Below are 13,406 nucleotides of genomic sequence, written 5' to 3' on the forward strand. Positions count from 1 at the left end.
CGAAACGTTCGTGCGCAACCGTGAATGGCGGTTGACACATCAACAATACCGGCCGGATCGCGGTATTGTCCCCGCCAGGACGAACTCGACAAATTTTCCAGCTGAGCTCTGGAACATTTCCGGACCCGGGCCGTTGGCGCCGCATGCGGGACGTGACGTTCTGTCTTATTCAGGCAACCCTCACTCAGGAGAAAAGGCGAAAGCTTCTTGAGGAGACTGCCGCCGTGATGGCCGAAACCCGCCGCCTCATCGAACAGTCGCTCGACCTGTTGAAGCGAGCCGACTTGAAACTGATACTCGGCGCTTCACAACCCGAGATCCGCTTTGTCGAAGGAACGAGGCCCTTTGCCAGATAGGGCATCGTGGCCGCTCATTCGTCCGGCGGAACATTTCCCTGAGCTGCGGATTGAACATCGCGAGGCAGTGGATTCCTCAGGATGAAGCGGCCTCCGGTGAGTGTTCCCTGCAAGCCCGCTGCCAATCCCCACCCCGGCAGCGGGCTTGTCCATGCCGGCATTGGATGCTGCCGGCAGGGACTACACGGGTCTATGCGCCCTCCCCTTCAGCGATGTTCGGATCGTCGGGGACGATCTCGTCAAAGATGGTCGCCCAGTCGCGCTTTGCGGCCGCGGTGGTCTGGGCAGCCTTGGTCGTCAGCGTTTTTAGTCTTCGTGCCGCGGAGGCAAAGCGCGCCTCGATGGCGAGCCTGGCGCCTGCCGATGGGTCGGCCGGCAAAAGGGGCTCGGCGGAAGCGAGGGGCCGAGACCTGTCCTGCGCAAGCTGCGCGACGACCGAAATTTCGGACGCACCGACCCTGGCATTCGCTTCGGAGATCGCCGGTATGGGCAGTCGCGGCAGGAACTCGGTGGCCGGGACATGCGGGACATTGGCTCTGGAGAATGCTTCCATCGCGGCGAACGGGGCTGTTGCGAAAAACCGCAGCTTGTCGCCGAAAACCGGGCGCTGACCTTCGACGAGGATGATCATCTTGTCGGCGGGCAATTGCCTGACTTCCTGGGGCATCATCAGATCGCGTTCGCGCAGCTGCTCGACCTTCGTGCGGCGATGCAGGCCCATCAGCTCGATGCTGCGGGACTCCGTCTTGTAGCGCACGGTTCGCTTGCCCAGCCCCTTTGAAACATATTCGGCCGTTACCTGGTCGTTGGCGCCAAGCACCAGCTGATACCCGCAATTGCCCATCAGCGAATGGCGCGAGGTCTCGCCATAGATTTCGTCGAGGTTTTTGAGGTCCTGAATGACGAAGGCCATTTTTATGTTGTAGCCGGCCACGTAAGGCAGCTTCGTTGTGATCTCGGTGACTTTTCTCAGCTGCCGGAACTCGTCCAGCAGGAAGTAGATCGGCAGCGAATCCGGTTCATGCGCCAGCAGCAGCGTATCCAGCGTCTGCTGAATGAAAAGCGAAAGCAGCGGCTTCAGCATCGCCACGTCGGTGATATTGGGGGCGAGATAGATCGAAATCGGTCGATGCTTCATTGCGCGCAGGTCCATATCCGTCACCGTGGTGGCCGCGGCCACGCGCTCGTTGCGGAAGGGACGCAGGGCCTTCTGGATGTCGAGAAGGGCCGAGGCGGCGGCGCGTTCCGACAGCGCCAGGTAGGCGTTGAAGCTTTCGAGCGTGAAGCGCGACAGGTTCGGCTCCTTTTCCTTGATCAGGGTCATCAGCGCCTGCAGGTTCACGCCGCTGTTGAAGAAGGAGGTCACCTCGCCAAGGTTGCGCCGGTCGCGATAAGACGCGCTCTCGTGGACGTAGCTGATGGCGCCAGCCAGCACCAATTGGGCAGTCGCCTGCCAGATCGCGTTCTCCGAATCGAGGCTTTCGGGGACAAGAATGCTGGCGATGTTTTGGATGTCGGTTGTGCGATCGCCGCGATCGGGCCTGATGAAATCGAGCGGATTGTAGCGGTGGGTCCGCTCCGAGCCCGGCGCGAACAGGAACACCTGGCTGCCCTGCGCTTTGCGATAGCCGGCGGTGGAACGAAAGATCTCGCCCTTCAGATCCGTCACGATCATCGAACCGCGGTGGGTAAGCGCGTTCGGGATGACATAGCAGACCCCCTTGCCCGAGCGCGTCGGCCCGATCACAAGGTGATGCCGCTCGTCCTGAACGCGAAGAAGATGCCGGCCGAGCCGCCCCAGTATATGGCCCTGGCGCCGGAACCACCTGCCTCGTCGAAGCGATACCGCATCCTGAAAGCGCGCGTCGCCTAGCGGATTGGGAACCGACCTGAGGCCGAGATAGGCTGTCGCCGCGCCAATGAGGAGCGAAGGAAGCGCGGCACCCAGCCCGATCCAGCGCAACACTGGACTGTCTGAATAGTGCGCCAGCTGTCGCAGCGGCGCCAGCAGGTCCCTGGTGATCGTGGCCTCCAGAATGCGGCCGTCGCCGTAGAGAAGCTGCAACCCCGTGCCATATGCGACCAGCCAGACGACCAGCGACAGCACAAGGCAAAACGCGACATAGGCGATGCGAAGCGGGCCGGTCATTACTTTTTTGTCCCCGGCCGGTTCGCCTGGGCTTGGTTCAGGCGCGCAAAATAGATTTCCGACACGCCGCGCCGGCCGCCGTCGCGCCTGAGCTGGACGACTATGGGGATCACGCTGCGGATATAGGAGACCAGATCAGCCTTCGGGTATGCAGCCGACAGGCCAGACTGCATCACCATCATGGCAAGCTGTTCATAGGCGCCGGCCGGCGTGTCGGCATGGACCGTGGACATCGACCCTGGATGTCCGGTGTTGATGGCGCGCAGGAACGAGAAGGCTTCAACGCCCCGCACCTCGCCGACGAAAAGCCGGTCCGGGCGCATGCGCAGCGAGGCCTCGATCAGATCCTGGATCGTTACATTGGCCGTTCCCTGGTCGCCCTTGGAGGCAAGCAGATGGACCGCGTTGGGCTGCGGCGGAAACAGCTCGCGCGTGTCTTCCAGCGTGATGATCCGCTCCTTGCTGCTCACCGCTTTCAGGCAGGCGTTCAGGAATGTCGTCTTGCCGCTTGAAGTGCCGCCGCTGATCAGCATGGAAACGCGGTTGGCGATCGCCGCGCGGACAAAGCCATAGACATCTCCATGGGTCAGGCGCTCGATCAGCGACCGGTCCGTGTCGCTCAGGCCGTCGACATCCACGGACACGCGATCGAAGGCGCCGCTGTCGCGATAATCCTCCAGCGTGAACTCGCCGACCACCTGTTTGCGGATCGATACCGCGCCGCCGGCCGGGGCAGCCGGGGGCAGCACGAACTGAATGCGCTCGCCGGACGGAAGCGCGGCGCTCAGGATCGGGTTGGCGGGGCTGATGAACTGGTTGGTGGCCGCCGCGACGCGCTCGCCCATATTGGCGATCTCGGTAGCGCTGAGCCTCGGGATTTCGTGAAACTCCATATGAGCCGCGCCGAGCCGCTCGACATAGACGTGGCCGGGCTTGTTGATCGAGATCTCCACCACCCGGGGATCGACCAGAAAAGACTTCAACGGTTCTAGCGACCGGTAAAGAAAGTAGTGCTGGTCGCGGTCGGCGGCTTCAGTTGAGACCACGCGCATGACGGATTTCCTTGTAGGCCTCTGTCACGGGATCGTCGTAAAGGGCCGAAAAATCGAGGTCCTGGCGCACGAACACAAAGATCCGCTCGCCTTGCGGCACGCTGATTGTCGGCGGGATTTTGAGGCTGTCGGCAAGCGCCTGGTTGGCCATGTCCGAGAAGGTCTGGGCGATCGTCGTGCGCGCGAGGTCTTCGGCGCGCTGTGCCTCGTCGCCCTTGCCGGACGCTGCCTGACTGCCATAGCCGGTGAGATAGTTTGAGGCGCCGCCGACTACCGACAGCAGCATCGCCGCGCCGAAGCGTTCCCGGAACTTGTTGTCGACGCGCCCGGTCAGGCCGGAGCGGCCGAGGCTGTCGGCGCCGATCGAGTTCAGCCGCACGCTCACGCCGTCATTCCGAAGCAGGCGGGTCCAGATGACGAAAATCCGTTTCTGGCCGCGGGTGATCTCCGACTGGTATTCGCCGATCAGCCGCGAGCCCGTCGCGATGAGAATGCGACGGCCATCGAAGGAATAGACATCCTGAGAGACGATCGCCCGGATCTGGCCTGGCAGATCGCTGACGATCGCCGTCTCCAGGATCCCGGGGATGAGGGTGCCTTCGGGAACCAGAGCGTCGATGCGCTGGATTTTCCTCGCGCTTGCCGAGCGATCGCCGATCCCTGCGGCGGCGGCAAGAAACTTGCTGTTGCGATCCTCGCCCGCGACGGTCCGTCCGTCAGCATCGCGGGAAGCCTCGCCGTTCTCATCGCCTGCGGTCGCCTGGTTGTCATAGACGATCATCTTGGAGCGCAAACGCGCCGGAAATTCCTCCACCGGTTCCACCGGTCCAGCATGCTCGGCGGTGGACGCGGGCGGCGGCGGCACGTTGAAGGCCGTCGTGTCGCTCTCATTCTGCACCGCCGGCGCCGGCGGCGGAGGCGGAGGTGGCGGCAGCTCGATCACCTCCGGTGCCGGCGGCTTCGGCGCCGGCTCGCGCTCGCGCATGAATGAAGGCGGGCGGAAGCTCGTCGTGGAGAATTCCTCGTCGCCTTCAAGCATGTCGTGCGGCGGCGGCTGACGCCCGGCAAGCACGAAATACCCCGCCGCCAGCCCCAAAAGGACCAGCACCGCGCCGCCGGCTAGCTGCTTGCGACGCACCGAAGGATCGGCAACCGCCGCATCGCCGCTGCTGGCCAGAACCTCGAGTTCGGGGCTTCGCTGCGTCAATTGCCGCTCCTTCTGCGCACCTTCGCCTGCTTGTCCTCGACGGGAGCGAGGACGTCGGGATCGGGCGCGCCAAAATCGGGCTTTCTCAGATTGAAGATGCAGATCCACTGGTCGCCGTCGCGCAGCGTGAACTGCGTCGCCACGCCGTCAACCACGATGTACTCGCCTTCCTTGCGGAAGTTGGCGAGGGTTTCCGAGTAGTCCGAATTGACCGTAAAGATCGCCGGCACGCGCCGGCCCATCCGGAAGAATGTCTTGTTGCCGTCGTCGAACAGCAGCGAGGGTCTGAGACGGACGTCCCCGGAAAACGAATAGTCGAGGTTGACGTTGGCCTTGTCGATGCCAGCGATGTTCGGCCAGGCGGCGCGCTGCTCGGCCTCTTGGCGCAAAGCCGGCTCGAGGCTCTTCTCCGGATAGACGAAGCGGATGCCGAAGACCTGCCTGCCCTTGTCCGGAGCGCCATCGTGCAGCTCGAGATAGTAGATGCGTTTGCTGGTGACCACGTTCATGTTCGTCCTGACGTTTTTCGCAATCGGCTTGACGAAAAGGATGTTGCCCTTCTCGGCCGGGACCACCTGCCAGCTTTCAGTGTCGCCCAGCGAAATCGTCTCGAATTTCTCGTCCTCGTCGAAGACGATCATTGTCGAAATGCCGTAGCTGGCGAACACTTGGACAACATTGTTTTCCTGGTAGGTGACACTGGTGACGCGCGCGTCGAGCGAGCCGCCCTTTGGCGTCTGCGCCGCAGGCGCCGGTGCTGGGAATCCCCAAACAAACAGCGCGGCCACAACGGCAAAACCGCGCCGCATCATTGGGCACCCGGCGTCACGGTCTCCTGGTCGCGCCGGTAGCTGTAGACCTGGAAGCCGAGCGGGTTTTCGAAGCGCCATTCATTCCTGAGCGGCGTGTCGGTGTAGCGGAACCTGACAACCGAGATCCAATGCCGGTCGATCTGCTCGGTGTCGCTCTTTTCAGCGGTCGAGAAACGCACGATTGCCGTGCTTGCATTGGGAAACGACACGGACTTTATGTCGACCAGAACTCGCTTCAGCCGGCCATAGAGCTTCGCTGGATTTTGCGGGTTGGCGGCGCTGAACTGGTTCTGCAGGTCGCGGGCGGCTTCTCCGGTCGACAGCAGCGCCGCGATCCCGAAATATTCCTCTATTGCAAAAGGATCATACCCTTCGCGATTGCGGATATAGCGCACGACGTTAGCTTGGGTGACGGCCTCCTGCTCGGTGAGGTTGGCCGCCCGTGTCAGTCCAGACTTGACCTCGATATAGCCGGTGTTCCGGTCGACCTCGACGACATAGGGCTCGAAACTTTTCAGCGGCAGCATCAGGACCAGCGCGAGGATGGCAAGCGCGGCAAGCGCGGCGAAAACCAGCGTGAAAAACCAGGCAATGCGGCTCGAACGCCTCGCCCCCTTCAGGATCTCGTGCTCCCACAAGTCCCCTTCCTGGAAATACGATCGGAGTCTGTCGTCTGTCGTGTCGGCCATGCTTCTCGTCTGATTGCTGGAGGATCGTCGGGCCCTGCCCTATCTGGGCCTTCCATTGGCGGTGATGGCGCGCTGCATGGCCTCGCCCGAAATGGCCGGCGGGCCATGGAGCCTTGCCTGGACCCGGTGGACGGCCGCCTGCATCTGCCGGGCCGAGCTGCCGATCGCCATGCGACCAAGCACAACACCCTGCGCAGCGTAGGCGCGCGAGCGGTGGCCGAGAGGCATTGCCAGCCCGCCGACGATGCCTTGCGCCAGCGACTGGATCTGCAAAAGCACGAAGCTGCCGGCCAGGCATAACATGATGAAAGCGGCAAGGTCGCTGAGCTTCAGCTCGCGATTGCCCGAGATCTGGTCGATCTTGGTGAGTTCTGGCGCCATGGCCGCGATCAGGAATGCGGCGATCACATAGACGAACAGTGGAATGAGCGCGTAGAGCAGCGACTGGTTCAGCCATCCGATCGCGTAGTTGCGGGTCACGTCAAAGAACATGCAGGCGATGAACAGAGGCGCGGTGCCAAGCAGCACCCACAGGATCACCTTCGCAAGCACCAGGATGCCAAGCGCGACGGAGACGAACAGCCCTGCGAAAGCCATGATGATCATGCCGATCAGCGCAGGCAGGACTGAGAAGTAGCCGGCCTGTTCGGAAAAGGTTGAGGCTGCCAGATTGGCCGTTTCCCAGATCTGCGACAGGCCGTTGGTCGGCTCGGTGACGCCGGTGCCGGAGGCAGACAGAATAGCGCGGCCCGCCGCCTCAGGCACCTTGGTGATCCAGTCGTAGAAGAGCGTGTCGAAGTTGGACCAGGTGCCGACGACGATCAGGATGAGGAACACGCGCGCGATGCGCCCGACGATCTGGGCGACGCCGAGCCGCGAGGAACCCAAGATGAGCTGCGTGCCGTAGAAGAGCACGACGAGGATAAACAGCAGCCGCAGCAGCGGCTCGATGTCCCGGCTCAGGATGTCGAAGGCACGCTCGGAGAAATTCTTGCCCGAGGCATCGATGCGCTGCAAAAGCTCGCCGATGAAGTTTTCCAACTGCCTGTCCTACTCGGATTGAAGAGCAAGCCCATCGATCGCAGCCAGCGCGGCGCGCCGGTCTGGATTGACCGGCCGCACCGGCCCGCATTCCAGCCGTGGCTCGGCCGTGTAGCTGCTGACATCGGGCGGCCGTTTGCAGGGCGCCGACTTTTCTTTCGGCGTGCCGCAGGCCGTCAGCAGCAACACTGCCGAGATCTGCACGAATGCGCTGAGCCAGGCCCTCATTCGTAGGTCAGCGCCTTCTTGGTGTTCGAGATGTCGGTCAGTCGTCGCTGGTTTTCGGCCTGCAGCGACTGAACGGCGCTGTTCATGACCCCGATCATCTCGTTGAGCGTCAGCCCGGTCTGGACCTGCAGCTGCGTATTCTGGTCGATCGACCCTTTGATGTCCTTGGCCTGGCCGATCCCCTGCCCGGCGTCTTCGAGCGCAGCCCGTCGGGTCGCCACGGCCTGTTGCGAGCCCTTGATCAAGGCCGATACGCCCAGCACCGTCTTGACCAGCTCCTCATAGGACTTTTCGCTGGCAAGCGAGCTGTTCTGCTTGCCCGAAAGCGACTTCACCAGCTGCAGTCCGTTGATGAACACCGTCGCGGCCTTCGCGATGTCTGGCCCCATGGAGCCGAAATCCGGCACGCCATCCTTGAGCATGCTGTCGAAGGAAGGGACGGACGAGACGCTGAAACCATTGCCGACGGCCAGATCCTTCAGCGATCCGGCATCGCTGCCGCGCTCGCCCGTGACCGCCTGCAGGGTCTTCTCGACGGTGGTGAGGATATCCTTGTTGGTGTCGAGGATCTTCGCCGTCTTTTCTGCCGTGTCCTTGGCCACGGCATAATTGGTCCTGTCGATGACGGGAATGTCCGCCTTGGCTGACGTGATGGTAATCGCCGTGGCGGCAAGCAGCAGGAATGAACGTTTCATGTGGTCACCTTTCATTGCGGGTTAAAAAGCAGTTCGGCGTTGCGATCGAGCCTTTGCACGCAGCTTTGTGCCTGTTCGCTCCAGACCATGCCGGCGCGCTCGTCGCAGGAACGGCCCGGCGGCGGCTGATCTTTGGGGCCGGAATACTGTCCTGAACGGTTTGCGCCCGACAGATCGCTCAACGTTGCCGCGTTCCTGGAATTGACGAGATCGGCCAGGCTCGCACTGAGCTGGATCATGCGATTGAGCATCTCGATATTGGCGGTGCGGGCGTTGGAATTCTGGTCCCAGCTGTCCTGGATGGTGCCGGTGGCGGCCGACCCGAGTTGCTGGAACCATGAGGCGACGTCAGCCGATCCGTCGCCGATGGCGCCGCTCAGCCCCATGCCGTTCAACGTCGCGGTGCGCATCCCTTCATAGGCTTCGCCCGATCCGCCGTAATTCAAGGGAATGCCGGACTTGTCCGACCCGCCAAAGGCCGGCAGCCATTTTTGAGTTATGGCCGCGACATATCCCTGCGTCTCGCGGAACGGCGGGATGCCATTGAATTTCTCGACATTGCCGGCCCCGGAATTGTAGGCGGCCAAAGCCAGCGAGACATTTCCGTGAAACCGCGCCAGCTGCTGCCTGAAGTAGCGCGCGCCGCCGCGCAAATTTTGCTCGATGTTATGTGGATTGACGCCGAGCTCGGCGGCCGTTCCAGGCATCAGCTGCGCCAGCCCGAGCGCGCCCGCGCCCGATTTGGCGCAAGGGTTGAACCGGCTTTCCTGATAGACAAGCGCCAGAAACTGGTTCTCGTCCACGCCCTCCTCGCGGGCGATACGCCGGACAAGGCCTGCTATCGAGGGATTGGCCTGGGCGGCAGCGACCGGGTCGTCCTTGCGGCCCGGTCGGTAGACCGAGCAGGTGACGCTCTCGCTGACGCCATAACGATCACGATCCACCCTTTCGATCTCACCGATCCTGCTGGCGCTATCCCTTCGCTTGTCGAGGATAGTGCCATCTATGGTCGGGATGTCGGCAGCGCATGGGGAGGCCAGCAGGACCAGCAGCAGGGGAAGTCGCCGGATCATGTCGATGCCTCCCAGCCGCAGAATTGCGGCAGCCATGCCGCCGGATCATCGCCGAGACGGGTGCGCAGCGCCGCGCAGGCCTCGACCGTTTCCTTGCGGCCGGACAGCACCTTGAGGATGTCGGGCATGGCGGAAAGGTCCAGGCGAGCGATGACGGAATCGATGCCGTGCTTGATCAGGAATGTCCGCCGCTCCGGCGGCGTGTTCCTGACGAAGTCGAACTCCTTCGTGGTCAGCCCGAAGCGACGGATGTAACTCTCCTCGTCGGCCCGTGGATTGGGAAAGTGCAGGTTGGTCGAGGACTGCTCTATCAGCGTATGCGACTGCGGCGCCTTGGCGATATCGGCCGCGGATTGCGTGCCGAATCCGACGATTCCGTTCAGCTTGCGGATCGTCTTCATCTTGTCGACGATATAGCTGGAGAAGGTCGGGTCCTGCAGCAGCTTCCAGCCTTCGTCCATGAAGATCAGGACGGGATCGCCGGTGAGCAGCTCATCGAGGCGGTGGTAAACATACATCAGCGCCGGCGTGCGGATGTCGGCGTTGTCGAGCACATGCGTCATGTCGAAGCCGAAGATGCGCCTGCCCGACAATGACAGGACATCGCGGGGCGCGTTGAAGAGCCAGCTCTTCTCGCCCTCGAACCAGGGCCGAAGCCGTGATCTGAGATCGTTGGAGTCCGAACGCGATCGCCCCAGGAGCAGGCTGGACAGATTGGAAAGGGTGCGTTGCTCCAGCGGTTCTGCGCAGATGCGGCGGATCGCCTGCTCCAGCGTGTGCTCCTCCTCCTGGCTGAAGCCACGTCCGTCCGCCGGCTGCAGCATCACCTTGATGAGACGCAGCAAGAATTCGCGATTGCCGGCGGTATTCTCCATCTGCAGCGGATTGAAGCCGGTGACGATCCCGGGCTGCAGAACCTCGTAATTGCCGCCCACCGCGCGGATGAAGATCTCGGCGCCGCGGTCCTTGTCGAAGAAGACGGCCCGTGGCTCCGGCGAGATGCGAAGAGCCTGCGCCAGCAGAAAGCTCAGCACCACGGTCTTGCCCGAGCCGGTCGGCCCGGTGACCAGGAAATGGCCGATGTCACGCCGGTGGAAGTTGAACCAGTAAGGCGTCTGCGAAGTCGTCTCGAGGACGGCGATCGGCAGCCCCCAATGATTCTCGGCAGCCTTGCCAGTGGCAAAGTTGTGCATTGAGGAGAAGCCGGCAAAGTTGGCGCTCGACAGCATCGAGGAGCGCGCAATGTAGCTGTGGTTGCCCGGCAGCTGCGCCCAGAAGGAGGCCTCCATATTGAGATCCTCGCGCAGCCAGTTGATGTTCATCTCGGTCAGGCAGGCGCCGAGGTCCGAGACCGATTTGTCGAGGGCTGCCAAATCGCGGGCCAGGCACAGCAGGCTGAAATGATGGTACCCGAATACGGCCTCCTGGTTGACCAGGCTGTTGAAGGCGAAATCAATGTCGGTTTCGACCGTGCTGCCCGCTTCGTCGGAAGCCTGGATCTGGCGCTGCAGCCGCGCGATGCGTTCCTGTGCGATCGGCTTGTCGGCGATGGTAAAGGACTGCGTCAGAATGAACTCGTGATTGAGCTGCAGCAGCCCGTCGAGCATCCCAGGGCCGGAGAAAGGCGGGTATTCCTTTATCGACAGCATCGCGCCGAAGCGGTTTTCCGCTTCGCTCGGCCCCTGCGCCTGCAGGGTGCGCTTGGCGAAATGCAGGCGTGAGGTGCCGACATAATTGCGGATCGCCATGCGCGGCAGCCGCATTGGCCGTGACAATCCGCAGGTCAGGATCGTGTTGAAGAACTCGCAGGGTTCCGAATAAGGCTCGCCATTGCGGTAGGTAATGCCGAGCGGGCGGGCGCCGTATTTCTGGAGCTCGCGTACTATATTGGCGGTCGCTTCTTCCAGCTCCCTGACCCGCTCGTCAAGACGTTGCTTCTGTTGCTCCTGGCCGGAGGAGGAGCCGACAACGCCCGCGATTGTCTCGGCGGCTCCCAGGGCACCGCGCATGCGCGCGCGCACCACGGTGAGATAGAGTTCGTTGGTGAACATGCGCCTTTGCGTAAGTTCGGCCATGTAGCGCTGATTGAGGAGATTGCAGAACGGATCGGCGAACCAGCCGCCGATCGACGGCACGACCTGCTTGCGAATGATGGTCGACCAAAGCGAATAGCGGCTCGAGCCAAGCGCCCGGATCATGGTGTTCTGGACACTCGCGCGCATGTTGAGCTCGGCCTGGTCCTCCGTCTGGAAGAACAGGCCGTCGAGCCTGATGACAGAGACCAGCGCGCCGCTCTCCAGGCCGATCACCGTGCGCGCGACGTGGCGCATGTAAGGCACGTGGCTGGCCATGGGCTTCTCGCGCCGGCGCTGGCGCCCGAAACCCAGTTCTTCCGCGATGAGGTTCAGCATGTCAGGGGCCGTACGAGTTGGTTTGCCAGAACAGTTTGTTGCGCGTGCGCGGTGTCCGCCGGCCTGCCGTCTGGACAAGGTCGAGGATGCGGACGTCGCGGCTGCAGAGCGCAAACAGCGCGAGATAGGTAACCGGGGCGATCAGTGCGGCCCAGAAGCTCGTGGACACCAGGAAGGCGATCAGGGTGATGCCGAGGATGATGTAGAAGGCGTTGAGCGGGACGCCCCACATCATCGGCGGCCGCGTGAGCCCGATAACCAGCGGCGTCAGTTGCGGTCTGTCGTCAGGACGCTCTGACATCGCTCACTTCCCGACGGCGGAGATCATCTGGTCGACAATGGCCGGCGCGCCAAACACCAGGCCGATGCCGATCACCACGGCGCCCGCGGTGAACCATGACAGCCGGCCGGCAAAGGCCAGGAACCCCAGGCCGATGACGGCGATAATAGCGAGCAGGCGCCCGAAGGGGCCGGTGATGAAATCGACGATCATCTGCACCGCCGTCTCCAGCGGAGCGAAGGCGCCCGAGGTCTGGGCAAAGGCCGGGTCTGCGACAACGCCCAGCGCAAACGCGAGGGCGACAGCGGCGATAGCTGTTCGATTGGCAGGCTGAGGCAGGAAGTTGCGCAACGTCTGGTTCATGTTCTGGCTCCGCTAGAAATGCATGACGCCGCCGACCCATTGACGCGGTCTGGTCGGGGTGGCTGATCCGGTGGATCGGTTGCTGTCGATTGGCGCCAGCGCTGTTTCGGTTGCACCGGCGTGACGCTTGGGGTCGGGCAATCCAAGCTGTCGATTGATGACATCGGCGACGAACTGGACGGTCTCGGCGAATGGCGGGATCCCGCCATATTCGCGCACGCGCGCCTCCCCCGCATTGTAGGCAGCCGCGACGATCAGCGGATTGCGCCAGGTGGCAAACAGATCCCCATGAACCGGACGGCGCCGTCGATATTGTCGGCCGGATCGCAAATGTCGGCGACGCCCAATTGTGCAGCGGTCGCCGGCATCAGCTGCATTGTGCCGCGGGCGCCCTTTGGGGAATTGCGGAAGCGGTCGAGCCGGCTTTCGACTGTCGCGATGGCCAGCGCGAAGCGTTCGTCCACGCCGTATTTCAGGGCCGCGTCTTTGACCAGGCGGACAATGTCATCCGTACTGGTCAGAGATGGTCCGCAGCGCCCGTCCTCAGTGGTTGCTTGGCCGCTTTCCAGGATGTCAAATTGACTTACCTTGGTGTTGGATCTTGCAGAGGTGTTGACCTTCCAGGAAGCAGTGCTGGCCGAGATCGAAACCGGGTCTGCTTCCTCTCGCAGGCGCCCGTGCTTATCGACGGCATAGGCTTGTGGTGCCTCTCGCCAGCGGGCGTCGAAAACGCCCTCGATCATATGATCTTGCGCGCTGGACTTGCCGGCAAGCGGCGGCTTCGGGCCAAAATCCCAGGCTTCGGCCGTCTCCGTGGCAAAGGCCGCAGGTGCAGTGAGAATCCCGCTTAAGACGGTCGCCGTGAGAAAAAAGGCCGGACGGCGTTTCGTCGGGAGGGGCAACTTGTCGGGCATCGGCGCTAACGCTCCGGTTGAATCGTGGAATTCGGCGAATCGGTAGCGGATGAAGAAAAGAATGTCAAACTGATATTCTTTATTGCCCCCAAGGCGAAGAAAAGGCATTCTGCGTGGGCAATTCGACCAGGAGGAT

At 62.6% G+C, this 13,406-nt stretch carries 15 protein-coding genes; 1 reads left to right on the plus strand and 14 read right to left on the minus strand.

Annotated elements, in window-relative coordinates; translation table 11 throughout:
• Positions 1–224 precede the first annotated feature (224 nt).
• Positions 225–356 (plus strand): hypothetical protein, encoded by a 132-nt coding sequence (locus tag FJ974_RS30245; RefSeq protein ID WP_264296838.1) that lies wholly within the window; start codon positions 225–227, stop codon positions 354–356.
• Between the two features lie 190 nt (positions 357–546).
• Here FJ974_RS30245 and FJ974_RS28540 read toward each other — a convergent pair whose 3' ends face one another.
• The 14 genes from FJ974_RS28540 to FJ974_RS28605 are packed head-to-tail and all read right to left on the minus strand — an operon-like array spanning position 547 to position 13,378.
• Entirely contained in the window at positions 547–2,505 is a 1,959-nt protein-coding gene (locus FJ974_RS28540) for a type IV secretory system conjugative DNA transfer family protein (protein ID WP_140532254.1), read from the minus strand.
• Positions 2,505–3,557 (minus strand): P-type DNA transfer ATPase VirB11, encoded by a 1,053-nt coding sequence (virB11, locus tag FJ974_RS28545; protein ID WP_140532256.1) that lies wholly within the window; start codon positions 3,555–3,557, stop codon positions 2,505–2,507. The genes FJ974_RS28540 and virB11 overlap by 1 nt, the downstream gene beginning before the upstream one ends.
• A complete protein-coding gene (gene virB10, locus FJ974_RS28550; protein WP_140532258.1) occupies positions 3,538–4,764 on the minus strand; it encodes a type IV secretion system protein VirB10 in 1,227 nt (408 codons plus the stop codon). The genes virB11 and virB10 overlap by 20 nt, the downstream gene beginning before the upstream one ends.
• On the minus strand, positions 4,761–5,573 hold the full coding sequence (locus FJ974_RS28555) for a TrbG/VirB9 family P-type conjugative transfer protein (RefSeq protein WP_140532404.1): 813 nt from the start codon (positions 5,571–5,573) through the stop codon (positions 4,761–4,763). Before FJ974_RS28555 ends, virB10 begins: the two co-directional genes overlap by 4 nt.
• Positions 5,573–6,265: a virB8 family protein gene (locus FJ974_RS28560; RefSeq protein ID WP_140532260.1), complete on the minus strand. Its 693-nt coding sequence runs from the start codon at positions 6,263–6,265 to the stop codon at positions 5,573–5,575. Before FJ974_RS28560 ends, FJ974_RS28555 begins: the two co-directional genes overlap by 1 nt.
• 39 nt (positions 6,266–6,304) lie before the next feature.
• Positions 6,305–7,306: a type IV secretion system protein gene (locus FJ974_RS28565; RefSeq protein ID WP_140532262.1), complete on the minus strand. Its 1,002-nt coding sequence runs from the start codon at positions 7,304–7,306 to the stop codon at positions 6,305–6,307.
• Between the two features lie 9 nt (positions 7,307–7,315).
• Complete coding sequence (locus tag FJ974_RS28570) at positions 7,316–7,534, minus strand: hypothetical protein (protein WP_140532264.1); 219 nt, start codon at positions 7,532–7,534, stop codon at positions 7,316–7,318.
• Positions 7,531–8,229, minus strand: coding sequence for a type IV secretion system protein (locus FJ974_RS28575; protein ID WP_140532266.1), 699 nt, complete (start codon positions 8,227–8,229; stop codon positions 7,531–7,533). The genes FJ974_RS28570 and FJ974_RS28575 overlap by 4 nt, the downstream gene beginning before the upstream one ends.
• 11 nt (positions 8,230–8,240) lie before the next feature.
• Complete coding sequence (locus FJ974_RS30340; RefSeq protein ID WP_140532406.1) at positions 8,241–9,302, minus strand: lytic transglycosylase domain-containing protein; 1,062 nt, start codon at positions 9,300–9,302, stop codon at positions 8,241–8,243.
• The gene (locus tag FJ974_RS28585; protein WP_140532268.1) at positions 9,299–11,713 is read right to left on the minus strand and encodes a VirB4 family type IV secretion system protein; all 2,415 of its coding nucleotides are present in this window, start codon (positions 11,711–11,713) and stop codon (positions 9,299–9,301) included. Before FJ974_RS28585 ends, FJ974_RS30340 begins: the two co-directional genes overlap by 4 nt.
• A gap of 1 nt (position 11,714) precedes the next feature.
• A complete protein-coding gene (locus tag FJ974_RS28590; RefSeq protein WP_140532270.1) occupies positions 11,715–12,014 on the minus strand; it encodes a type IV secretion system protein VirB3 in 300 nt (99 codons plus the stop codon).
• Positions 12,015–12,017: 3 nt separating this feature from the next.
• On the minus strand, positions 12,018–12,356 hold the full coding sequence (locus tag FJ974_RS28595) for a TrbC/VirB2 family protein (protein ID WP_140532272.1): 339 nt from the start codon (positions 12,354–12,356) through the stop codon (positions 12,018–12,020).
• Positions 12,357–12,368: 12 nt separating this feature from the next.
• Positions 12,369–12,575, minus strand: coding sequence for a hypothetical protein (locus tag FJ974_RS28600; protein ID WP_226891703.1), 207 nt, complete (start codon positions 12,573–12,575; stop codon positions 12,369–12,371).
• Between the two features lie 35 nt (positions 12,576–12,610).
• Entirely contained in the window at positions 12,611–13,378 is a 768-nt protein-coding gene (locus FJ974_RS28605; RefSeq protein ID WP_226891704.1) for a transglycosylase SLT domain-containing protein, read from the minus strand.
• Positions 13,379–13,406: the final 28 nt, after the last annotated feature.

Source organism: Mesorhizobium sp. B1-1-8, assembly GCF_006442795.2.
Classification (GTDB): domain Bacteria; phylum Pseudomonadota; class Alphaproteobacteria; order Rhizobiales; family Rhizobiaceae; genus Mesorhizobium.